Source organism: Shewanella sp. 1311 (genome assembly GCF_059338235.1).
Genome location: NZ_CM181686.1, coordinates 3,698,767 through 3,721,678, shown reverse-complemented (window position 1 = coordinate 3,721,678; position 22,912 = coordinate 3,698,767). Strand labels below are relative to the sequence as shown.

The window sequence follows — 22,912 nt, the reverse complement described above, 5'->3', positions numbered from 1 at the left end:
TTAGCGTATTTGGATAAATAAAGCCGTGCTGAGTTCACAGACACACTACACTTATTCAATCGAGTCATGGAAAGACTGACGAGTGTCAAACACAGTTGCAAGTGTGTACCGCGGAGGTATTGGTAACTTATGGCGCAAAATCTAAATAAGCCAAATAGCTCAGTGGCTCGTCGTAACCGCTATAAATTGATGGGGTTACTCACCTTGTGCGGCGCTCAGCTCGGCCAAGCGGCAGAAATTAAGATAGGCGTCAGCCTGTCTATTCCCCCTTATGTTATCCAAGCAACCAATAGCGGACTCGAACTCGAATTACTGAACCAAGCCCTCGCCGTTAAAGGTCATACCGCTTCTATCCACTACTTACCACTGGCGCGCACTTTCCATGAACTCAGAGAAGGTAAACTCGATGGCATCATCAACATTAAAGATGGCATGCTCGACAACGTATTTTACTCCAATGTTGCGATAACCTACCAAAACTGCGCCATTAGTCTCGAAGCCAATCACTTTAATATCAATAACATAGACGATTTAAAAAACAAGCAAGTCGTCTCCTTTCAGCGCGCATCATCGTTACTGGGGGAAGAGTTTGCCAAAATGGTTAAGGCCAATAGCGGCTACCAAGAACAAGCGAGGCAAGTGCAGCAAGTTTATATGCTGATGAAACACAGGGCAGATGTCGTGGTGATGGATAAAAATATCTTCAAATATTACCTAAAACAGGCCTATCTTGAGGGAAAGCTAACTGAAAAAGATTTAAAACAACAGGCCATTTGCCACCAAATATTCCCACCAACAGAGTATAAGTTTGCGTTTCTCAGTGAACAAATTCGAGATGATTTTAATGCGGGACTCAAACAAATCACCCAAGATGGGAGCTTAGTGGCCTTGCAGGAAAAGTATCGACGCCTGATGTCATTTGAAAATGAAGCCGAGGCGTCAACCAAGCTAACAGAACCTAAAATAATTAAAAACGATTCCTACTAGGTTTTCTCAAAGAGCTTTATCTAAAGCTCTTTACTTAAACCTATATATCTAAGCTTTATTTCACCACCAGCACAGGGCACTTAGCATACTTAACAATATCTTGTGTCACATGGGGCTTTAAAAAATCCGCTAAACCACTGCTACCGTGACTGGCAATCACCACCATGCCGACATCAACGGCTTCCGCTAAAATCTCATCAATAGCATCACCATGGCGCACCACTAGCTTAATATTGAGTCCCTCGTTGAGATCTTGCTGCATTTCCTGCTGCAAACTTTGCATTTTTGCATCGACAAAGGCTTGAAGTTCATTTTCCAATGTAGCTGGAATATCGACCGCAATACCATAGCAATGGGCGCCACGGGCTGGGCTTGTCACATGCAACAACCGAATATCGACATGATAAAGATTAGCCATTTCAACCGCATATTTAAGCGCATGGGCTGCGGTGGATGAAAAATCCGTAGGGCATAACACTTCTTGAGTACGCATAAGCTTATCCATCATTTGAGTTTTAATCAGGCTATTTATTAAAGTCAAAATACCACTATTTTATAGCAGTTAGCTATGCTTCTTGCGTACCCATTTCAATTAATTATTCTTTATCAATCAAAAAGAAAGGACGCAATAAGCGTCCTTTGAATTTATTGAGTCAAGCCACTAACTCACTTACTTCACCACCAGCACAGGACAAGCCGCACCGTTAGCTACCGCTTCTGCGACATTGGTGTGTAAAAAATGCGAAATCCCCGTTCGGCCATGGCTCGCTATCACTACCATGCCAATATCTTTACTGTTGGCCTCTTCTAAAATCTGGTACACAGGATCGCCGCGGCGGATTAAGGTCGTGATAGGAAGTTCAGTGTTTAACCCTTCTAACAGCGCCTGCATCTTGGTTGCTGCCGCTTCCTCCATACTCTTAGCCAGCTCTTCAGGAGTGATCGATAGAATCATAAAGTTTTCATCGCCAAGCGGCTGTTCAACCACGTGTAAAATTTTGAGTCCTACATGGTATAGATTAGCCATTTCAATGGCATAACTCAGTGCATGGGCCGCAGTTTCCGAAAAATCTGTGGGCCAGAGTATTTGACCTGTACGCATAATCTGTACTCCTTCTATGGCGCGAATGGATTGCTGAACAACTAGTCTTTTAACCAAGCAACGGCGTCGCCATTATCAACAAAAAACCTGACCTCAGCAGGCGTAAACCAGTTTGCTAATTTAGCCAGTACTTCCTGCAGAGTCGTCTTACCGACTATGGCAATCTTCTCGAAATGACGAATATGCTTCACCCCAAGTTTGAGATCATCCCAAGCGGCCTGTAATTCCAAGCCATCCAACTCGGTCACATCCACTAAAGCGAAGATATCGGGATCTTTTACGCCCGTCAGTGCCGACTCCAACACAGGCACCATCATCTCGTAGTCGTGATGAGTTAAGGTACCGATAGCTTTAAAGGCAACGAAAAAATCATCATCACCATAGCGTTCAATACCAATTGAAATTCCATGCTTTAACAATGCCATACATGCTCCTTATGTTACAACCCTTGATTTAGTGTAAAAGCTAACGCCACAACAAGCCGTGATCTTGCTCAAAAATACACCAGATACCTTGCACCATCTCACTAAGCAAGCTAGGATAAACCGACTAATCAGTCGGTACTTATTTATCTGTCTTTGTTTAATAACAGGTTCAATCGTTTAACTAAAGTGCCGAATAAGACTCAGCCTATAATCTCGCTTGGAGCAACCACTATGAATATGGCCACCGAACACCTTAATGCCTCGCCACTGACTCAATTGCTCCAACGCCAACGCAGCAGTTACTTAGCGGCGCCGAATCCTAATTACGCTACGCGAGTGGAGCAATTAACTCGACTTAAAGCGGCCATACTGCAATTTAAAACGCCCTTAGTCGAAGCCTTAAGCCAAGACTATGGTCATAGATCGATTGATGACAGCCTGATCTCAGACATTATGCCTGTCATCAACAACATCAATTACAGTTTGAAAAATCTAAAAAAATGGCTCAAGCCCAGCGCTCGCCATGCGGGGCTGTTGCTCGCCCCAGCCAAAGTCACAGTGCATTATCAGCCTTTAGGGGTTATCGGCATTATCGTGCCGTGGAATTTCCCCGTGATGCTGTCGATTGGTCCGCTAGTGACCGCCATCGCCGCGGGTAATCACGCCATGCTCAAATTATCTGAATTTACCCCTGCGACCAACCAAGTGATCAAACAGCTACTGGCACAAGTTTTCGATGAGTCACACGTCGCAGTCGTTGAAGGTGAGGCCGATGTTGCCGCTGCGTTTTCAGCCCTGCCCTTCGATCATTTACTCTTTACCGGCTCCACCACAGTTGGCCGTCATGTGATGCGCGCCGCGGCCAATAATCTCACCCCAGTGACACTCGAACTGGGCGGTAAATCGCCAGTAATTATCGCCCCCGATATGCCACTTGAGATAGCAGTAGAACGAATGATTTATGGTAAGTGTTTGAATGCCGGACAAATCTGTGTGGCACCCGATTATGTTCTATGCCCTAAAGCCCAAGTGGATGAATTTATCGCCACCTACCGAACTAAATTTAATGCCATGTACGGCGCGATAAACCACAACAAAGACTATGGCAGCATCATTAATACCCGTCAGTTTGACCGCCTTATGACAGTGCTCGAAGATGCGAAAGCTAAAGGTGCCCAAGTTATTTCGGCGACTGATGAAGCTATAGATAGCCAACATCGCAAACTCGCAACTCAGCTAATCACTAATACCAGTGAAGATATGCTATTAATGCAAGAGGAAATCTTTGGTCCATTACTACCGATCATTGGCTACGACTCCTTAGATGAAGCGATTCAATACATCAACCAGAGAGCAAGACCGCTAGCGCTGTATGTGATGAGTTTCGATGAGAAAAGTCAGCAAAAAATCCTCCAACAGACTCATTCTGGCGGCGTGTGCATTAACGAAACCGTGTTCCATGTCGCCGCCGACGATGCGCCCTTTGGCGGAATAGGCCCGTCTGGCATGGGGCATTACCATGGTAAGGAAGGCTTTTTAACCTTCAGCCACGCTAAAACGGTACTCAGCCGTGGTCGATTCAACACGGGTAAATTTGTGCACCCGCCCTATGGCACTGTTATCCAGCGCATCTTGATGAAACTCTTCTTGCGCTAGTCATTGGGGGATAAATCTTGAATCAGCCATTAACACCGCAACCTATTAAAACCATGACAGATAAGCGCCAAGCCATTCTCGACACGGCCTTAGCACTCTTTGTCAGCCAAGGGTTTCATGGCACGTCCACCGCCTCGATAGCTAAGCAAGCAGGCGTAGCAACAGGTACCTTGTTCCATCACTTTCCTTCCAAGGAAGCCTTGATGGAATCTTTGTTTCTTACTATAAAACAAGAACTTGCCGATACCTTACTGTTAAACACCCATAAGGGCAGCGATCTAAAGCTCAATGCCCTACAACTATGGCAAAGTGCGATTGATTGGTCGCTGGACAACCCTGTCAAGCAGCTGTTTTTTCAACAATATTCAATGTCGCCCATGATTGCCGCTAAGGTGCGCGATCAAGCGATGAATAGCATCTTAGGCTTTATTAGCGAGCTTATTAAGCAAGGACAAATAGAGGGATTAATCGCCCACTATCCGCTGGAGCTGATGCTAGAAAACTGCCATGGCCAATATCTGGCGGCAACCCGATTCTTTATCGATAACCCGCACTTAGGTACGAATACAAGGTATCGCGATGCCAGTTTTGAACTGTTTTGGAAGGCCATGCAAGCGGGCTAACACCACACAGCCCACAACACTGCCAACGTCCAACCACAGCAGAATTTAATCCAATAAAAAACCGAGTCAGTTTAACTGGCTCGGTTTTCTTTTACGTATTCAAAAATATAGTGACTAAGAGTTAAAGCAGATGCCTGCTTTCAGCGATATCTAACTCCGACGCCTAGCGTCTAACTCTGACTCAACTCCTGCGCTTTCTCGACTGGCTGGGTGACTTGAGTTGGACTCCAGTAGCCTTGCTTAATACCCTTATCAATCAGCTCAGCGACAGCCAGTTCAATGGCTTGCAACACGCAAAACTGCACTGGCTCGTTGGTGGTAAAACCAATTTCTGCTTCAGCGAGGCGATTTAAACTAGTGTAACGGAACAAGCCCGCGCGCATTTCTTGGGACAAGACTCGTTTGCTGGTTGAGACCGACATCATCACTTTACCTGTGTGCACATCGACGGCGCGAAGATAAATGGTCACCTGATCTTCACGGTACATTTCCGAAGCGCCAATGCCGTAGTATTCGACACCGCTACCGCCTGTGCTGGTGTTAGTCTCATAGCTAATGACGCCACCTTCAAGTAACAATCTGGCGGTGGATAATACGGGCACATCATCACCCTTAGTACCGCTCTGTTTATTACTAATTTTGCGCTCAGTCAGCAGGTTTTGTAGCCCTTCACGTTCCACTGGGGTAAACCACTTAGAATCGAGCAAGGTCTGCATCAACATCGAAGTTGCGCCCTGAGTCACCGCAGTCGAAAACGAACTCACGTTCGCCTGTGGTTTATATTGACCAGTTTGATCGCGAAAGGAATACACGGCTACTGGAATGGGAAACTTAGGTCCAGGTTGAGTTTGTAATCCACGCATCACTTCACTCAAGGGGTTAACCTCGGCAGGCGTGATATTTAAATCGGGTTTAGGGATCAAGCTACAGGCCGACATGCTTAACAGCAATAGACCCAAAAAGACTAAACGGGCCATTAGTTGCCACCTTTATATACTGGCATTTCAATCACAGTGATTTCACCGGTTGCAATATTAGTGATAGTTAACATAACTCCATCCCCTACAGTAGCAACTTGGATACGAAAATCCCCTGTATTGTATTCACCATCTTTAACTTCGCCATCGGCCACGCCTCGAGTGATCGAGTTGATGACGTTACGCTCTAGGGATTCTTTAAAACGGGTAACAAAGTCCTTCTCGGTCGAGTTAGATTTATTGTCATTCTGCGCTTGGGCTTTATTTAATAGAAAAGCCCCATTTTGTGGATTGCCGCCAAAACTGGGATTAACTGGCGTGTAAATCAATTCAGTGGCTTGGCCACTGCTTGCCACACATAGCGTGACAAGGGCAAGTAACGTCCTGTATGTCATTATTATTATCCTAAAAGTCGTCCGATGTTCCTGAAAAATCACCTGTTATTGCATTGGCTCTGACTTGCGCTAAATAATCAATCGTGATCAAAATCGCCTGTTCTGCACTCTCTTTAACCGGATTTGCACGACGACCAAAATGGGTGGTGTAAATCCGTGTCCCGTTTACTTCTAAGGTTAAAACGGTTCCGGCCTGCGGAAACACAGTCTCGTACAGCGTCACGTTAAAGCCTTGGGTAAAGGGCAGCTCGCGCCAATAGCTTGAGTAGTAGAAGCCAAAATCCTTACCAAACCGAGTCAAGGTTCTATCTATCACTAAACCACTAATTTCAATGTCGTTGTCGGCAAGAGTGATAGGGGAAGCCAGCAGCAGGAATGGACATAAAACGCAGATCAGCAGACGCTGTTTTAACTGTTTCACTTATCCCTCCTTAACCTTTTAATCGAACCTTAAAAACCGCGCCAACCTCTGTTTTAACAACGGGAGTTTTAGCGTCAATTTTCGATAAAGCAGGTTAACAGGGTTGAAGATCTCCCGTCATTACGCTGGGGGGCAAATTAGCCCGAAGAGCTAAGGTAAAAAGGCAAAAATAGCCCATTTGGCTAATACGCAAAGAAGCCGTTAAGACCGGAGTAATAGGGTAAACGAACAAATGAAGAAGCAATAAAAATGCGACCCCAGGGTCGCATTGCTGTGCTGATACAAAACGTGCGGATTATTATGGCCCCTATGGTGAAAACCATAGTCATTGTGGTAACCACAGCCGAACCAACAGGCCACCGTCGCTACGATTATGCATGCTAATACTGCCATCGTGGGCTTCGATAATTTCACGGCACAGAGGTAATCCAAGCCCAGTACCCGATTGTTTCGTGGAGTAAAACGGCAACAGCGCTTGCTCTAAGACTTCGCCAGACATGCCAGTACCGCGATCCTCGATCGCAATGCTAAAACCTGCACCATCCACTAAGGTTTGATACCGAATCGACAGGGTAACCTCCTCTGGGTTTGAACCCGATTCATGGGCGTTTTTAAGCAAATTGAGTAGCACTTGCTCCATCTGTCCTTGGTCGAAATAACCATCGACCTCAGGCAAATCATGCCTAAGTTTAAAGGGATAATGCTGGGTTAACTGGGTCGTAAATTGCGTCCAATTCACCTGACGCCGCTGCGGGAGCGGCAACTTAGCAAAGCGGGCATAGTTGAAGATAAACTGGCTCAGATGACTGGTGCGATTCTCGATCGTATCGAAAATTAAAGTTAACTTGGGATTATCGATACCTTTGGTGAGCAGTCGGCCGGAGTTCACCATAGAGGCGATGGGCGCCACTGAGTTATTGAGTTCATGGCTAATAATGCGGATCACTTTCTTCCACACTGCCACCTCTTGACGATTAAGCTCGCGGGTCATCTGCTTAAGTAAAATCAAGTTATGTTGTTGGTTATTTAACAAAAATTGGCCGCGACTCAAATACCAAGTTTCCACATCATCTTCGCCCATGGCAAAGAGACCGTTCTTCTCATGTTTAAGCGCCAAGGCCAATACTTCGGGCAAGTCCACTAACAATTCATCTAGGCTCAAACCTTCCATTTTGCCCTTTTTGTGGAATAGATGACGCGCCGCATCGTTGGCGTAAATGAGCCGCTGATGGTCGTCGAGCAATAACATTACGTTGGGAGAGCTTTGGATCACCTTATCCAGCAACAACTCACGCTGGTAAATGTATTGCCTTTCTTGGCGCAATTTTGCTGCCGAATGATTAAATAACTGGGCCAAGGTTTTGAGCTGACCTTCACCATACTCTTGAATACTCACGCTAAAGTCATTATCGCTAAAGTTCAGTAGACCTATTTCGAGGGAGTCCAAACTGCGACCCAGATGCCGTGTTAACCAAGCGACACTTAGACCGCACGCTCCACAAGCGAGCAATAACACCAGCAAACCTTCACCTAAGGTTAAACTCGAGATTCGCTCGTTGTCTGCTATTTCAGCGGGCGCCACTGGGGATACAGGGGCTTTGGGCGGTAAAATGGATAGCGGTTCTACACGTAAAGGCTCAGCAATATGAGCGGTGAAATTAAACTGCCCTTCTTTAAGCTGTTCTAACTTGAAGAGTTTTATCTGTAACTGCTCTTGTTTAAGTTGTTCAAGCTTTTGCAGTTCTGCCTTAATCTGCTCGGTCCTCTGGCGCGCTTGCATGGCTGCCGTCAGCTGCAATTGTTCAGTATTTTTAAGGCCAAGCTCGATGGAAGCGACGGTTTTCTCCAGCTCCGCAAAATCGAGTTGCACATTCACATCAGGGATTTCAATCGTGTTAGACGTGGCAACAGACGAAGCATTAGGTGAGAAATATTTCACTAAGGCAAAGCTGAGCAAGACGCCAAAAGCGCAGCAAGCCATTGAATAAATGATCAGTTTAGTTCGAATTAACACTCACATTCCTTAATCGATAGCCTTTCTGTGGCCTAGTATCTGAGACTTAGTATCGATGCCTAGAAGCTGTGACCTAGCATCTGCGCTTGGCCTATGACTTATCTAAACCAAACTTATCCATGCGCCGATACAGCGCCTGACGACTGAGCCCAAGCGCTTTGGCGACCCTAGCAATCACACCATGGTGCTGTTTTAGTGCCGCTTCGATATCTTCTCGACTCACTTCTATCGCCTCATTGGCAGACAGTGCTTGACCGCGGTCAGAGTTATCAGAAAAAGTGGCATTAGTGGGAATGGAAGCAGACGCATAAACGGGCTGAGGATCAGATTGCCGCAGTTCAAAGATGCGCGGATCAGGCTGTCGCTGATCAAAGCGTCGAGGCTCAGAAGCTGCCGAAATATGGGAAGTAGCAGATCTTACGGCACTCACGACAGGTGCTAAACCAAAGTCAGTTTCAGTCAGCACACGGCTTTGCGCCAACAATACCGCTCGCTTACAGGCATTTTCCAGCTCACGCACATTTCCCGGCCAGCGATGGTGCAATAACGCCTGCAATGCCGGTTTACTCAAGCTAAACTCGCTACCGATAAAATGCTGCACTAAAGGCAATATATCGTCAGTGCGCTGATTCAATGGTGACAACGCCAGTTCAATCACATTTAAGCGGTAAAACAAATCTTCACGAAAACGCCCTTCGGCAATATCTTGGGCCAGATCCGCATTGGTCGCACTGATCACCCGCACTTTCACTTTTTGGGTTTTATGGCTACCTAAGCGTTCAAATTCACCGGTTTGCAGCACCCGCAGTAATTTCACTTGGCCAGATAAGGGCAAGTTACCGATTTCATCTAAAAACAGTGTGCCGCCGTCGGCCGCTTCAAAGCGACCAATACGCGCTTTAGTTGCGCCCGTAAAAGCCCCCGCCTCGGCACCAAACAATTCTGCCTCTAATAAATCCATCGGCAAGGCGCCGACATTGACCTTAATAAAAGGTTTGTTTTTTAAGGGAGAATTAGCATGGAGAATATCGGCAAGCTTGTCTTTACCCGCGCCATTGGGGCCAGTGATTAGAACCGACACATCGGAGCGCGCCAGCTGCAATGCTAAATCAATACAACGCTGCATCGCGCCGCTACCAAAGACAATCCCGCAGAGGTCCGAATCGGCGATCGCCACTTGGCGTTGATGATTCACCCGCTCGAGACGATGGTTAGCACGGGAGAGTTTATAAAGCGCAATTAAATTGGTGATGCTATTGAGTACCTTAGCGTCATCCCAAGGTTTACCCATATAATCGGCGGCGCCCGCTTTCACTAATTCAACTGCGGTTTCGAGTTGGGTCCACGCCGTCATCAAAATGATCGGCAGATCCCCTTGGCGTTCGCGCAGGGCGTAAAACAGCTGCTTGCCTTCCTCACCCGACGTGGTATCCCGAGTAAAGTTCATATCTTGGATCACTAAATCCACATCTTGCGTCGCCAATAACCCAAGGGCGTCCTCCGGGCTATGGCAAGTCAGCACCCGATAATCATTGAGTTCTAGCATCAAACCTAGGGCTTGGCAGATGGCATGATTGTCGTCGACGATAAGGATAGTATCCATAAGTATGAGTGTTGTCCTATATAAAACTATTAACCGTAAAGTAACAAAAAGTGCAATAACATCCTATTGTTATCGCACTTTTATCGGGCTTTTATCGTACCTTGAGTGACATCAAATATTTCGCTATACGCTGCGGGTTGCCGTTGCTGGCGAAATATTTGCCGCCTTACGCGCCGGTAAGTAAACCGCCAGCGTGGTGACAATAAATAAACCTGCCACAGTAAATAGTGGGTAACTTAAGTCCAACATAGGCAAGCTATAGATTTTCATTAACTGTTGGCCTAACTGTATCGCTAACAAGCCGCCCAGCACGCCTCCCGCTAAGCAAATCAAATAGTTCTCCACGAGGAAGTAACTGATAATATCGCGCTTTTTAGCACCCAGTGCGCGGCGGGTACCTATCTGCTTAGTGCGGCGCTGGATATTAAACATCACCATGCCCGTTAAACCGAGCGAAGTGATCAGCAGCAGCAACACCACCATCATAGTTAACACAGTAATCATTAATTTATGATCGCGGTATGAACTATCTTTTAAGGCCTCGATTGACTTAAAGCCATCGAGTACTCGATTGGGATTCTCCGCCAGCAGCGCTTTTTTTATCGCGTCTTTAAGCTCGGCGTGAAACTCAGGTTTAGCCCTTACCATGTAAGAACTGCTACCATAATCCACATTTTGAATCACACTGTTTTCAAGGCTAGAACTGTCAATCCACGCGCCTTGCAGTTTTTCGACAACCCCAATCACAGTGATCTGCGCATCCTTGCCCTCGTACAACACTTTGCCAAGTGGGGATTCATCAGGCCAAACAGCTTTCGCTAACGCGCTGGAGATGACCGCTAAGCGACTCGGGCTATCGAGACTGTCCTTTAGTTCATGGGGATAAAAGTTACGCCCCTCAATCAGCTTAATGCCTAAGGTCTCAATGGTATGATCTGTCCCTAGATACATGGCAAATTGCGGTGTCGATTTAGCGCTATCTGGATCGGGGCCCAGATTTAACGTGCTCGACCAGCCACCACCGCTTAACGGCAACATATTGGTTGAGGTCGCATCAATCACATTGGGTAGCCCCCGCAAAATTTGCTGATCAATTTTGTTTTGCGCGGTTTTATCAATCAATGGATCAAAGTTGAACAAGCTAAAGGTCAAAACTTCTGACTCTTTAATCCCCGAATCACGCTGCATCAGGGCTAAACGCTCTTGAATAATAAAGCTCGCATTCGCCACAATCGCCACAGACAAGATAATCTGAATAAGCAGTAAGATTGGGCCACTTTTACTGCGCAATAAACTGCTGAGAATAGGTTTAATATGCAACATAATGAGTCCCTTACTGGCTTTTCAGATAAACGCTAGGTTTAGTGCGACACACAACCCATGCGGGATACAAGCCAGCCAACAAGGCTGTGCCTACCGCAATACTTGGGGTGATAATCCACATACTCGCCGATAAATGGGTTAACCCCTTCGAGACCTCAAACTGTGCCGATAAGCCGTAAAGTGACGCGTAGGCCCAAGCGAGTCCCAGCAAACCACCTAATAAACCAATCATGCCCACTTCCACCATGTATTGAGCGAAGATTTGGGCACGGCTAGCACCGATTGCACGGCGCACTCCCACCTCGGGTGCCCGCTTGAGGAACTTTGTCAGCATTAAACCTAATATATTGACTAAACAAACACTTAAAAATAGTGCACTCAAGCCAACCAAGATTTTATTGTCTTCGGGCACCACATTATTGTATTCAAGCCAAGTCGCCACATCGGATACTTTGACTGAGTCAGCGGCAGATTTATTATCCGTAAAACGGCCCAAGGCTTTTTGCTCCGCCACATAATTGCTGAGCCAAGAACGGTAACTGGCTACTGCGTCTTTATTTGGCAACTCAACCCAATACAGCAACCACACTTTTTCAGAGTTCAGGCGATCGCTGTAACTATTCATCGTCTCAAACTTCCAACCCGAAGTGTTACCCCATATATCAAACTCTTCGATAGGCGTCAGCGAAAACGGCACAAAAATTTGTTCAGTGTCGTTAAAGGCACCGTTAGTGGGATCATAATATTTAGGCTTAGGATCCCAGGTTTTAATCACCCCAACCACTTGATAAGGTTTACGATTAAGATAGATAACCTTGCCAACACTATTTTGACCCGCAAACAACTTTTGATTAAGTTTATCGTTAATCACCACTTGATAAGCAGGTTCAGTGTCGACGGATTTATCCCACGCATTACCGTACAAAAATGGCACGTCAAACAGCTTAAAAAAGTCACTGTCCGTCACTCGAATGCTTTCTAAAATAGGCGCAAAATTAGCATCCTCCGTTTGCACAGCCATCCCAGTACGAAACATCGCCGCTTGGCGTTTAGGTAAGGTATTGTTGCGCAGATTCATCGCATCTTGATAAGTCACTAACGAGTTAAACTCATCCCAAGAATCTGGGCCTTGGCTCCAAAGTTGAACCGCATTTAACTCATCAGAGCGTTCACCCGCAGGATTAAATGACATCATCTTGTACACGTTTAACGTGGTGATTGTGATACCAATACCAATCGAAATCGCCAACACCATCAACAACGACAGCGCGGGGGTTTTCTTAATGCTGCGCCAAGCTAAATCAACATAATAAAAAAACATAATGCGTATCCTTAGTCAGCGTTGGCGACAAGTTTGTCTAATGGGTGCGGGGTCACCGCAGTTTGAACACTGCCATGGGGATGATACATAGTAAAATCACACACTTGACCGTCGACAATTTGAATATTGCGCTGGGCGCGGCGAGCGAGTTCAGGGTCGTGGGTCACCATGATAATAGTCGTGCCCGCTTGATTGATATTTTCAAGTAATTCCATCACTTGACGTGCCATTAGGCTGTCGAGGTTACCCGTTGGTTCATCGGCGAGCAGGAAGCGGGGTTCACCGGCTAATGCACGGGCAATCGCCACCCTTTGTTGCTGTCCGCCCGAAAGCTGAGTAGGAAAATGCTTGAGTCGTGAGGCTAAACCCACTTGTTCTAATGCTTGCTGTACGCGGCGTTGGCGTTCCTTGGCATTAAAACCACGGTAGCGCAGCGGCACTTCGATATTTTCTGCCAAGTTAAGGTCGGGAATTAAGTTAAAGCCTTGGAAGATAAAGCCGATCTTCTCGTTACGGATAGCAGCGCTCTTGTTATCGCTCAAGTTAGACACGTTAATGCCATCGAGAAAATAGTCACCGTGGGTAAAACCTTCGAGCAAACCCGCGATATTTAAAAACGTGGTTTTACCAGAGCCAGAAGGACCCGTGACCGCGACAAACTCGCCTTCATTCACTTCGAGGTTAAAATCGCGCAGGGCGTGGGTTTCCACTAAATCCGTTTTAAAAACCTTGCTCACACTCTTCATTGATAACATGTTAATTTCCTTAAAATAATCAAATCAATTTTACGCCCTGACGCTGCATCTAAACGACGTGATGCATGGCAGCGTCATCAGCCGAAAAATGGCTCAACGACAGATTCTACAAGCCACACAAAAACGCCCAATATAAGGTCGGCACTTTCGAGTGAAACCTCACCCACTTGGCGAACCTCCTCCAATGGATTGGTCCATTCCAAGATATTCAGTCCAAGGAAAAACCAGCTATTGGCTTCACCAATACTCAACTCCACCGCGACCACCAGCAGCAGTAAGGCCAACACGCCAAACATTTTTGATGACATCAACACGCTGAAATCAAATTGTTTATCACGCATATTCGGCTCCTATTCTTGTCCATGTCGCAGCAGGTTTCGTCATTCACCTTGATCGCTGCGTTGTTATATTCATCAGATTGGTTATTTAGTAATTTACGAATATCGGTCATCAATGAATCCTGACCTGTTCTGCTTGATTAAAAGGTTCGACACTGGATATCACCCACTCATCTCCGGCTTTACCGCCTTCGAGTACTTCGACTTGGCTCAGGCTGGTACTGCCGAGTTTGATCTCGCGGCGGCTGGCTAAATCGCCTTCAATTTGGTAAGCCTCATTGCCACCACCGCTAGTCATAAAGGCGCCACGTTTCACCATTAGTACATCGGGTCTGTGCTCTAACAAGACTCGAGCGGAGATACGTTGGTTCTGACGCAGTTTCAAGCTGTTATCTTGAACGAACTGCACTCTTGCGGTCACTTCACGGTTACGTACTTCGGGGGAGATGGACGATAACTTACCCATTAACTTCACGCTGCCGAAACTGAGCTCAACTTCCATGCCCAAACCTAAATCGTCGGCGTAGGACTCTGGCACAGCAAGTTCGGCCTCATAGGCGCTTAAATCCACAACGGTTAGAATTGGTTGGTTAGCGCTAAGGCGGGTTTTCTGCTCGGTGATCCAGTTGCCGATAATGCCGCCAACGGGGGCTTTGATATTCAGAGCCTCAACTTGGCGTTCGAGTTCGTGCACGGCAAGGGTTTGGCGCTCGACGTCTAAGGCTTTGTTTTTAACTTCGAAGGTCAGAGTGTCTTTTGTTAACGCGACTTCCTGCTCGGCATGGGCAAACTTGAGTTTAGCCTTGTGTAATTCGTCTTTGCCTTTTTCGTAATCGATTTCGCTGATCAGCTTATTTTTAATTAACAACTCACCCCGGCGACGTTCTCTGTTGGCGGCTTCTAGGTCAACCGCGGCCATGTCTAAGGTTTGATTCACTTGCAGTTGACCGCGTCTGGCGTCCAACTTGGCGCGCTCTAACGCACTCTGCATTCCCGCCAAAATCGACTTAGCCTGCTCCAACTGATTGAATAATCTTGGGCTATCGAGTTTGGCAACCACATCGCCTTTATTGACGCTATCGCCAGGGTTACTCAGCAGAGTGACTGTGCCTTCCTCTGTGCTATACAAAATAGGCGCATTCGCCGCCACAATTTTACCTGTGGTCGCAACATCACGGGTTAACGTTCCAACAAAGAGTGTTGCGGTAGTGATGTCGCTGCGGCTTAAGGATTTGCTCACGCTATCTGTGTCCAAGCTCGCCCACACTAAGGCGCTGACTAATAAGGCGCAACCGCCGATCAACAGAGGTAACTTAAGACGTTTAGTGGTCGATGGCACAAGTACAGTATCTTGGCCGCTAGTATCTTTAATCATGGCTTTACTCGCTTCCCTGTCGGAATCATCAGTGCCGGAGCGCAATCAACGGACACTATTGGAAATCTATACCACAGAGATAGCAAAGCCTATGCCAAATCAGTAAACACATTATTATTCATAACGTTAACTTTAGTTTGTTGATAAAAGTGTCCGCGGACACTGGGGTTTAAATCGAAAAGTGTCCGCAGCAGATTAATCAAAAGTGTCCGATGCTAAAAACAGTGACATAGCGCGAGCCACGCAGCTAAGCGCTTCAATTACATGTCCTAACAGATTTATTGGCCGAAACTACCGAGTTTCCCTTTACAGTAAAATCCTTGCCACATAAGATCCTGCCACCTCGCAGCAAAAACAATCAAAAGACCAAACCCTATGACCACAATAACAATCACTCGCCCAGACGACTGGCATATTCATTTAAGAGACGGCGCCCAGCTAAAAGATACCGTGCGCGACATCAGCCGCTATATGGGCCGCGCCATCGTCATGCCAAACTTAGTGCCGCCCGCTATCGATACCGAAACAGCACTGACTTATTACGACCGCATTAAAGCGCAGGTGCCAGCGGGCTCACAATTCGAACCTTTGATGGTGTTGTATTTAACTGACAAAACTAGCCCAGATGAAATCCGCAAAGCCAAAGCTTCGGGTAAAATTGTCGCCGCGAAACTCTACCCTGCGGGCGCGACGACCAACTCGGATTCAGGCGTAACCGATTTGAAGAACATCTACCCAGCCCTCGAAGCCATGCAAGAAGTCGGCATGCTGTTTTTAGTGCACGGTGAAGTCACGGATTCATCGATTGATATTTTCGACCGCGAGCGCGTTTTTATCGAAAATATCCTCAGCAAAATCGTCGCCGATTTCCCAGAACTTAAAATCGTGCTTGAACATATCACCACTAAGGATGCGGTCGATTTTGTCACCCAAGCCTCTGATAATGTGGCCGCGACTATTACAGCCCACCATTTGCTGTATAACCGCAACCACATGCTGGCTGGCGGTATTCGCCCACATTTTTACTGCCTACCGATTTTAAAACGCAATACCCACCAGCAGGCGTTATTGGCCGCTGCAGCAAGCGGTAGCAAGAAGTTCTTCTTAGGCACAGATTCGGCGCCCCACGCTAAAGATAAGAAAGAAGCCGCATGTGGCTGCGCGGGTTCGTACACGGCCCATGCCGCAATTGAGCTGTATGCCGAAGCCTTCGAATCGGTGAATGCACTGGATAAACTCGAAGCGTTCGCCAGCTTCAATGGCCCAGACTTTTACAATCTGCCACGTAACGCCGACACGATCACCCTAGTGAAAAAACCATGGAATGTCCCTGCAACTTACCCGCTGGGCGACACTAACGTAGTGCCGATTCGTGCAGGCGAAGCCATTGATTGGCAGGTTAAGTAAACCTTAAGTCTTTAACATCAGGTCGCCTACGGGCGACCTTTTTTACACCCTAGGTTCATTTTGATTTTCAATCCAACTTATTACCTTTTAAGAGAAAATATGTATGCCCACAAGGATGTTGTTCTCGGTTTTATCTTCAAGCCTATTGTTGGCTTCCACGCTCCCCTTACCGACCTTTGCGGCCAATGAACTGACTGGGATCTGGCAGGGACAATTAGGCAAAAGCAAAGTCAGAGTCTGCTTTAATCAATATGGAACAGGCAGTTATTACTATCAACGCTACTTAACGCCGATAAGGCTCGAGCAGCAAGATGAACTGTGGAAAGAAGAAGGCAACACGGGAAACTGGCAGTTTGATACTGTCACGCCACAAAAACTGAGCGGCCATTGGTTTAAAGATAGCGCGAGTAAATCGTTCCCCGTACAACTTGAGCGAGCAATCAGCCCAGATGATATAGAAGATTGCGGCGCCGATGCGTATAACCTGCCACTAGAAACAAGGCCAAAACTCAGCCGAGGGAAATGGCAACCCTATGAAAATATTGAGTATCGCCCGCTGACGTTCGGTACAGAAGTAGGGATCGAATTTAAAGGCCCACAAACGGGGATCTTGGCAATTAATCAATGGCTTGAACATAAGCTCACCGATGAAGCCCAACTAGCACAAACCTTTGACACCCGCCGCAGAATGCTGGCACAAATGGGCAGTTTTGTGACTGACGAAACCTTTGCCGAGCCGATTTTTATTAATAAGCATTGGCTCAGTGTGCGCCTATATCGCTGGGCCGCAGGTTATGGCGCTAATGGTATCAGCCAAGAATTTGTCAGCTTCTCCCTTAGCGATGGCAAACCTTTCCACCCGTGGCAATGGTTTTTCGCCGACACCAAACCGCAAAGCATGCTCGATGGTATGAGCCATCCTTTACCCCAAGCATTAAGGGAAAAATTGTTTGCAGGTAAAGAGTTAGATCCAGAATGTCCCTCATCAGACGACTCGGGATATTATCAGCTCACCCTTGAGGCAAAGACCATCAAATTCTGGGAAACACCCCGCGGCGATGGATGCGAACAGGAGTTTGTCCTGAGTCCGCAGGAGGCGATGCCTTTCGCCACCCAATGGGGACAAACACAGCTTAAGCTGTTGTAATAAAAACATTAGGATAGTGAATATGACGGAAGCCACAGGCATCGGTGCAAGTGCCAGAACTAAAGCCAAAGCAATAGAAAGCTCACCCGAAGCCTTAGTGCAAGCCCAGCTTGAAGCCTATAACCAGCGCGATCTCGCTACTTTTGTCGCCCAGTTTAGTGATGATGTGTGCATCTATCGTCCACCCGCAACAGCGCCCGTCATCCAAGGTAAAGCCGCTTTTAGTGACTTCTATCAGAATGAACGCTTTAATCTGCCCAACTTACATGCCGAAATAGTCAGCCGTATGGTGGTGGGCAATAAAGTCGTCGATCACGAACGCATCAGCGGGATTAGGGATGACCCCTTTGAAGTAATGGTGGTGTTTGAAGTTAATAATGGATTGATTCAAGCCATGTGGAGTTTTGCAACCAATTGATTGGTTGGGTTGGGTTGGTTGATAATCAAGCTCCGCTTGACCAACGTCGTGGGGCTTCACCCCTGATTTGTTAATCAAGAGTCGACCAAGAGGGAATTAACAGCAATCCCCTCTTTAAGGGTGATTAGTGCTTTATCTGTTATGCATAGAATTAATCACTTTCATTCCAGTGACACGCCATAAACTCATCCCTGAGGGCTCGACGACGGCATCCATGCCGCCAACGGTCACTTACATGCAAGTGCTTAATTTCGTCAACACTTGAGTAGTCTGTAGCTAAATGACTCACTGTCACCATAAAGCCCTTAGTAACCAGTCTCATACGCCAATAAAAATCGCCTAACTGTTCAGATGGCACATCCATGTGCCCCGAGCCTGCGCCATCATCCGTGATGTCACCACGGCATTTTTATCTCAGCATTTCAACAACCTCGCAGGGAACAGGTGTATTACCTTAGCTTTGGTGTTGGCTGTTAATCTGAAAAGAGTTACGCCTGACCAACTTATTCTTTACTAGCTAAATAGAAAATGTCTTTACCCATTGATTTCTAGATCTAAAACAACAATTTTCACTCTCCCTTGTTGTGCAGCAAGACAATTAGCCATGAGCATTTCTTGCAATTCTTCCGCTGTTTTAGGTATAGCTGTTCCCCTTCCTTGCGGCTTTAGCCTCTTAGTGCCAAGCTGACCCTTGCCAAACCAAAGCACTAAATAGATCCCGCGATGCTCTGCACGCCAGTCTTGCGTATATAGCCTATCTAATTGAGTATCTGCGGCATGCCATAAATCTCTATGCCATTGCCCTTTTACTTCAATTGGAAGCCTAAGCCCGCCAACAGAACAACAGATATCAACTTCTTTATCATTCGATACATGCTGCTCTGGCGTATATTCAACGCCTGCTGCGCCTTGACGAAGTAACCCAATTAACAAACTGCTACAGCGTTCTTCATTGTGTGGAATATTGTCATCGTTATAAAAAACGCGACCACTATCTATGTCATCGCTTTTTATCTTTGCCTGAACAATTTCTAACTCTTCCATTATTAAAGCTTGAAGATCAGCCATTGATTGTGGATATATATTACAAGTAATAGCCTTAATTGATGCTAATGTCGGTGGCGCATAATTTGATTCAACCACAAGCCGTTGTTGCTCAGCTGCAACCACTTTTATCCACGAGGTATAACTATCCTCTGGAGCTTGCCGCAAACGCCTTAATGCCAAGACTGCATCTTCATCGGAGGATTTCCCTAATCGCTCTATAAATGAATTAATAAATTGACTAGCATCCCAAGCATTATTAGAACCACGAGTTTCTTCATAAAGATCTGTTGCCATTGGCCATAACAATCTAAATGTCTGTACTATCCATTCACATTGAGCAACACTAAGTTCTAAATATGTGTTGTGCCTGTAGTGACCTTGCACTAAGTCACGAATCTGCCAAATAAAATCAGGGGTAATTTTTTTACCGACTTTTTCAGTAATGCTTTCAAAATCCACAATAAAGCAAATCGCATCCCAAATTAAACGATGATGTTTCTCGCTAACATTAAAGTACTCAACAAGTAAAGATCGTAGCTCTTCGAATTTAGATGAGTAAATAAGACGTTTAATGCACTCACTTTCAATATTTTCTGGAAGTGATTTATATCGTTGTAACCATTCAAAAGCAAATTGACTACTCACCTCTTTTTTTGAATCATCATGCATTAGCTCATAAAAACCTAAAATAGTATTTTTACCAATAGCAAGTTGTGGTTCATAAAAACGTCTTATGGCAGTTTCCCACAATCCCCGCAGTTCAATCTCTTGTTCTACTGACTGAGTAAGTTGAAGATCACTTATGCCTGCATGCTGCTCAAGATTAGAATAATGACGTAACGATGAAAATACCGAGAGTATCACTTCATCTGAAAGGTCTACTATCCCTATGCCATTTCTGATACGTTCGGCAGTAGCTACAATAATAATGTACTCTGCCTCATAGTACTGCCCATCATTTCTAATTTGTTGCATTTGATCAATTGATGGGAATAAAGGTTTTTTAGTTAAGTATGCTTCAATTCCCTCAAAAGCAGCTTGACTCAATTCATCACCTAGCCATTCAGCGATGCGTTGGTAAGCAGGAGTATCATGGCCAATATCAATAAATAGTTTCAAATAAGCCATTGCAGGCTCAACTATATCTTGATAGTTTCCGGTTCGCATTTTATTGATTTGAAGTGAATATTTATGCCTATGGGCTTCATACCTTGCTGTTGTTTCTTCTCTATTTTTGCGCAGTATTTCTTCTTCCTTAATTTTCCACTCAGGCACGAGTGCTACTGCTAGATTAGATAGCCATTCGATATCTACTTGCTTATGTCGTGCAAAACGTTGTGCTGCTTGTCTTAACTGACTTCCAACTTCCCCGTCATGTTGAATAAGCTGAACCAACTCTTTCCAGCGTTGATCATGTTCATCTAATGTATTTAAAATAATAATTAGATCTTTTTCGGAAACAGTTAGTGCAGATAAAGCACTAGCTAGATTATAACCTCTGCCTATAATACTTTTATTAATAGGAGCCTCAAGCAATACCCACTTTTGTATGGCTAGCTTAAAATCACTATTTTCATTGATAAGTTTACTTAGCTCATTTCCATTATTTTGATTGTACCCTTGTAAGCTATGATGTGGACTTAACCAAGAAAAAAACCTCTCAACATTTGGATTTTTATTTGATGATTTAATTTCTCTAAGAATAAGATAATAGGAAAAATCAGCAAGTTCGTGATTACCAGCTCGCTCATACCAATCTCCCATTTCTGTAAGTGATTTAGAAAATAGATCTAAAACACTCCCGATCCTACTATCAGGTAGACTTCGCTCAATGCTATATAAAACACCTATAGTAAATTGATTTTTTGCTGCATAAGAAATGACGGCATCGACAATAAGTTTATCATCAACACTTTCGAAATTAAGTAGCTCAAAACTCTCAATGACTAAACGCAATGAATCTAAATCACTATATATGCAAAGAGAATTCAGTAACGTAATAACATCATCTTTGGCTTTACTATTAACAAGTACTTCTATAGCAGCACTTCTAATCGCAAACGTATCTGTCTTGTCTAAAATAATACGTTTTAAATCATCGACTAATCTACAGTTAATGTCACTACCATTAAATGCTTCAAGCAATATCAAACGTAACCCAAATATCGTATTTTTTGAAATAATTAATTGTCTTAAATCTTCGATGAGTGGTTCTTGAATTAATCCTCTTATCGAATATTTTTTCCAATCTCTAAATCGAGGATTCTCAATCGCTAATCCTTGCAAAGCCGTAAGCAAGATACTCGCCTCATTTACTGTCAGTACATCTGCATCGCCATATTCAATAAACCCCATAGGATCATTTTTGATGACAATAGACTTAAACGTAGGATCTTGCGCCAGCCAAGCATGAATCCCCCTCAAACTCGCGGGTACTAATCCATCAGAATAGAACAGTGAAAAAAACCGTCTCTTGTTCGTTCCAGAATTTGAGTTTTGAGCCAACCATTTAGCGCCAAGGTATTCACCAATACTACGATGTAGATAACTAAAGCGATCTACTCCAATACTATTAAATAACCTTGCGGTAATGACATCTTTAATATTTTTCGCATTAGGTAATGTGGCAATTTCAGTAAATGATATCTCGCCATCTCCAATATTAGCTGCAGCTTTACGAGTTAAAGCCTCATTTCCGGTGAGTATTAAAGCCGCAAAAGCGGCACCTGCGGCTTGGATTATGGCTTCTTTATCAAGCTGATATTGGGCTTTACTGTCTTTATGCTCACACCACAAAACATCAATCGCACGCTCAAATAGTTCACTACGGCTATTTGGCAACTCACGTTCTTGAGCTACTTTACCAATGAGTTCAAGTGTTTGCGGATTGCCAAGTAACTGATTCAAACCACGAGAATTAAAATGTTGAATAACGACTTCCGCTCTCTCAACTCCAAAGGATAGAGATAAGTACCTCTGAATATCATTATCGCTGAAAGACATTAAGTGCAGTTCTATTGGCTTCTTTGAATAATCCTCCAAAATCGATACCACTGCTGTAGCACTTTGCCAATCAGCAACTCGGCAGGACAAAATAAAAGCTGGACAATTGAGTTGTTGAAGCTTTTTTAAAACAGCATCAACCGCAGTCCCTTCTTTTTGAGAGCTAACTTCATCTAAAGCATCTATAACAAGAACTTGATTACCATCAAAAAGCTTTACTGGATCTTGGCTACGAATAAGCTGCCCTGCTGTGCAATATTTAAAGCCTGACAATTCGCCCAATCGAGCCAGTAAAACTGACTTACCCATTCCAGCTTCGCCCAATATAATTAAAGGCTCGATAAAACTGCTTAGCTCAGTTTCCTTAAGTTCTTTACGGCCATCTTTGTGCTCATACCAAAGAGTCCGCTCAACAATGCCTTTATCCATGTTTGGAAAAACCTTATTCAATACTAATCTTTACCAACTATTTGAACAGCCTAACAAAACTAATTTGGAGATGACAGTACGAAATACAAACATTGAACTGTTAATATGAAAGCCAAAGATAGTCATAAATCCTCTATAAAATCAGC

At 45.1% G+C, this 22,912-nt stretch carries 20 protein-coding genes; 6 read left to right on the top strand and 14 right to left on the bottom strand.

Features of this window, described 5'->3' with window-relative positions; genetic code table 11:
* Positions 1-129: 129 nt before the first annotated feature.
* Positions 130-987 carry a substrate-binding periplasmic protein gene (locus AC5YB3_RS16555; protein WP_012088452.1) on the top strand — a complete coding sequence of 286 codons (858 nt, stop codon included), beginning with the start codon at positions 130-132 and terminating at the stop codon, positions 985-987.
* A 55-nt stretch (positions 988-1,042) separates the two neighbouring features.
* Here AC5YB3_RS16555 and AC5YB3_RS16550 read toward each other — a convergent pair whose 3' ends face one another.
* The 3 genes from AC5YB3_RS16550 to AC5YB3_RS16540 all read right to left on the bottom strand — a co-directional run bounded on the left by AC5YB3_RS16550 (position 1,043) and on the right by AC5YB3_RS16540 (position 2,514).
* Positions 1,043-1,480 (bottom strand): universal stress protein, encoded by a 438-nt coding sequence (locus AC5YB3_RS16550; protein WP_006082806.1) that lies wholly within the window; start codon positions 1,478-1,480, stop codon positions 1,043-1,045.
* A gap of 177 nt (positions 1,481-1,657) precedes the next feature.
* A complete protein-coding gene (locus AC5YB3_RS16545; RefSeq protein ID WP_006082807.1) occupies positions 1,658-2,089 on the bottom strand; it encodes a universal stress protein in 432 nt (143 codons plus the stop codon).
* A 41-nt stretch (positions 2,090-2,130) separates the two neighbouring features.
* Entirely contained in the window at positions 2,131-2,514 is a 384-nt protein-coding gene (locus tag AC5YB3_RS16540; RefSeq protein ID WP_011847574.1) for a SpoIIAA family protein, read from the bottom strand.
* Between the two features lie 231 nt (positions 2,515-2,745).
* Here AC5YB3_RS16540 and AC5YB3_RS16535 point away from each other — a divergent pair, with 231 nt between their 5' ends.
* Positions 2,746-4,170, top strand: a complete 1,425-nt coding sequence (locus AC5YB3_RS16535) for a coniferyl aldehyde dehydrogenase (protein WP_259213456.1) — start codon at positions 2,746-2,748, stop codon at positions 4,168-4,170.
* 17 nt (positions 4,171-4,187) lie between these two features.
* A complete protein-coding gene (locus AC5YB3_RS16530; protein WP_494525750.1) occupies positions 4,188-4,793 on the top strand; it encodes a TetR/AcrR family transcriptional regulator in 606 nt (201 codons plus the stop codon).
* Between the two features lie 170 nt (positions 4,794-4,963).
* Here AC5YB3_RS16530 and AC5YB3_RS16525 read toward each other — a convergent pair whose 3' ends face one another.
* The 10 genes from AC5YB3_RS16525 to AC5YB3_RS16480 form a co-directional block, all read right to left on the bottom strand.
* A complete protein-coding gene (locus AC5YB3_RS16525) occupies positions 4,964-5,770 on the bottom strand; it encodes a CsgG/HfaB family protein (RefSeq protein ID WP_006082811.1) in 807 nt (268 codons plus the stop codon).
* The gene (locus AC5YB3_RS16520; protein ID WP_259503624.1) at positions 5,770-6,165 is read right to left on the bottom strand and encodes a curli assembly protein CsgF; all 396 of its coding nucleotides are present in this window, start codon (positions 6,163-6,165) and stop codon (positions 5,770-5,772) included. The genes AC5YB3_RS16525 and AC5YB3_RS16520 overlap by 1 nt, the downstream gene beginning before the upstream one ends.
* Before the next feature lie 10 nt (positions 6,166-6,175).
* On the bottom strand, positions 6,176-6,586 hold the full coding sequence (locus AC5YB3_RS16515; protein ID WP_115335346.1) for a curli production assembly/transport protein CsgE: 411 nt from the start codon (positions 6,584-6,586) through the stop codon (positions 6,176-6,178).
* A 325-nt stretch (positions 6,587-6,911) separates the two neighbouring features.
* Positions 6,912-8,600 carry a sensor histidine kinase gene (locus tag AC5YB3_RS16510; protein WP_494525749.1) on the bottom strand — a complete coding sequence of 563 codons (1,689 nt, stop codon included), beginning with the start codon at positions 8,598-8,600 and terminating at the stop codon, positions 6,912-6,914.
* Positions 8,601-8,691: 91 nt separating this feature from the next.
* Positions 8,692-10,203 (bottom strand): sigma-54-dependent transcriptional regulator, encoded by a 1,512-nt coding sequence (locus tag AC5YB3_RS16505; RefSeq protein WP_494525748.1) that lies wholly within the window; start codon positions 10,201-10,203, stop codon positions 8,692-8,694.
* Between the two features lie 123 nt (positions 10,204-10,326).
* Positions 10,327-11,526, bottom strand: coding sequence for an FtsX-like permease family protein (locus tag AC5YB3_RS16500; RefSeq protein ID WP_427750390.1), 1,200 nt, complete (start codon positions 11,524-11,526; stop codon positions 10,327-10,329).
* Between the two features lie 10 nt (positions 11,527-11,536).
* Positions 11,537-12,847, bottom strand: a complete 1,311-nt coding sequence (locus tag AC5YB3_RS16495; protein WP_427750392.1) for an ABC transporter permease — start codon at positions 12,845-12,847, stop codon at positions 11,537-11,539.
* A gap of 11 nt (positions 12,848-12,858) precedes the next feature.
* Positions 12,859-13,602 (bottom strand): ABC transporter ATP-binding protein, encoded by a 744-nt coding sequence (locus tag AC5YB3_RS16490; RefSeq protein ID WP_259562586.1) that lies wholly within the window; start codon positions 13,600-13,602, stop codon positions 12,859-12,861.
* A gap of 77 nt (positions 13,603-13,679) precedes the next feature.
* Entirely contained in the window at positions 13,680-13,943 is a 264-nt protein-coding gene (locus AC5YB3_RS16485; RefSeq protein WP_006085862.1) for a hypothetical protein, read from the bottom strand.
* A gap of 109 nt (positions 13,944-14,052) precedes the next feature.
* Positions 14,053-15,315 (bottom strand): efflux RND transporter periplasmic adaptor subunit, encoded by a 1,263-nt coding sequence (locus AC5YB3_RS16480; protein WP_494525747.1) that lies wholly within the window; start codon positions 15,313-15,315, stop codon positions 14,053-14,055.
* A gap of 375 nt (positions 15,316-15,690) precedes the next feature.
* On the opposite strand from AC5YB3_RS16480, the gene pyrC reads away from it, so the two are divergent.
* From pyrC to AC5YB3_RS16465, 3 genes are all read left to right on the top strand, one after another.
* A complete protein-coding gene (pyrC, locus tag AC5YB3_RS16475) occupies positions 15,691-16,722 on the top strand; it encodes a dihydroorotase (protein ID WP_338725637.1) in 1,032 nt (343 codons plus the stop codon).
* A 103-nt stretch (positions 16,723-16,825) separates the two neighbouring features.
* Positions 16,826-17,869: a hypothetical protein gene (locus tag AC5YB3_RS16470; protein ID WP_494525746.1), complete on the top strand. Its 1,044-nt coding sequence runs from the start codon at positions 16,826-16,828 to the stop codon at positions 17,867-17,869.
* A gap of 22 nt (positions 17,870-17,891) precedes the next feature.
* A complete protein-coding gene (locus AC5YB3_RS16465; protein ID WP_494525745.1) occupies positions 17,892-18,287 on the top strand; it encodes a nuclear transport factor 2 family protein in 396 nt (131 codons plus the stop codon).
* Between the two features lie 534 nt (positions 18,288-18,821).
* Here the strand turns inward: AC5YB3_RS16465 and eruA are convergent.
* Positions 18,822-22,766, bottom strand: a complete 3,945-nt coding sequence (gene eruA / locus AC5YB3_RS16460; protein WP_494525744.1) for an NACHT domain-containing antiphage protein EruA — start codon at positions 22,764-22,766, stop codon at positions 18,822-18,824.
* Between the last annotated feature and the right edge of the window lie 146 nt (positions 22,767-22,912).

Excerpts from the sequence above, each read along its gene's own strand:
- AC5YB3_RS16495 (WP_427750392.1), bottom strand. The coding sequence starts at position 12,847 with ATGTTTTTTTATTATGTTGATTTAGCTTGGCGCAGCATTAAGAAAACC.
- AC5YB3_RS16505 (WP_494525748.1), bottom strand. The coding sequence starts at position 10,203 with ATGGATACTATCCTTATCGTCGACGACAATCATGCCATCTGCCAAGCC.
- AC5YB3_RS16465 (WP_494525745.1), top strand. The coding sequence starts at position 17,892 with ATGACGGAAGCCACAGGCATCGGTGCAAGTGCCAGAACTAAAGCCAAA.
- eruA (WP_494525744.1), bottom strand. The coding sequence starts at position 22,766 with ATGGATAAAGGCATTGTTGAGCGGACTCTTTGGTATGAGCACAAAGAT.
- AC5YB3_RS16555 (WP_012088452.1), top strand. The coding sequence starts at position 130 with ATGGCGCAAAATCTAAATAAGCCAAATAGCTCAGTGGCTCGTCGTAAC.
- pyrC (WP_338725637.1), top strand. The coding sequence starts at position 15,691 with ATGACCACAATAACAATCACTCGCCCAGACGACTGGCATATTCATTTA.
- AC5YB3_RS16550 (WP_006082806.1), bottom strand. The coding sequence starts at position 1,480 with ATGCGTACTCAAGAAGTGTTATGCCCTACGGATTTTTCATCCACCGCA.
- AC5YB3_RS16545 (WP_006082807.1), bottom strand. The coding sequence starts at position 2,089 with ATGCGTACAGGTCAAATACTCTGGCCCACAGATTTTTCGGAAACTGCG.
- AC5YB3_RS16470 (WP_494525746.1), top strand. The coding sequence starts at position 16,826 with ATGCCCACAAGGATGTTGTTCTCGGTTTTATCTTCAAGCCTATTGTTG.
- AC5YB3_RS16525 (WP_006082811.1), bottom strand. The coding sequence starts at position 5,770 with ATGGCCCGTTTAGTCTTTTTGGGTCTATTGCTGTTAAGCATGTCGGCC.
- AC5YB3_RS16540 (WP_011847574.1), bottom strand. The coding sequence starts at position 2,514 with ATGGCATTGTTAAAGCATGGAATTTCAATTGGTATTGAACGCTATGGT.
- AC5YB3_RS16480 (WP_494525747.1), bottom strand. The coding sequence starts at position 15,315 with ATGATTAAAGATACTAGCGGCCAAGATACTGTACTTGTGCCATCGACC.
- AC5YB3_RS16485 (WP_006085862.1), bottom strand. The coding sequence starts at position 13,943 with ATGCGTGATAAACAATTTGATTTCAGCGTGTTGATGTCATCAAAAATG.
- AC5YB3_RS16535 (WP_259213456.1), top strand. The coding sequence starts at position 2,746 with ATGAATATGGCCACCGAACACCTTAATGCCTCGCCACTGACTCAATTG.
- AC5YB3_RS16500 (WP_427750390.1), bottom strand. The coding sequence starts at position 11,526 with ATGTTGCATATTAAACCTATTCTCAGCAGTTTATTGCGCAGTAAAAGT.
- AC5YB3_RS16520 (WP_259503624.1), bottom strand. The coding sequence starts at position 6,165 with ATGACATACAGGACGTTACTTGCCCTTGTCACGCTATGTGTGGCAAGC.
- AC5YB3_RS16490 (WP_259562586.1), bottom strand. The coding sequence starts at position 13,602 with ATGTTATCAATGAAGAGTGTGAGCAAGGTTTTTAAAACGGATTTAGTG.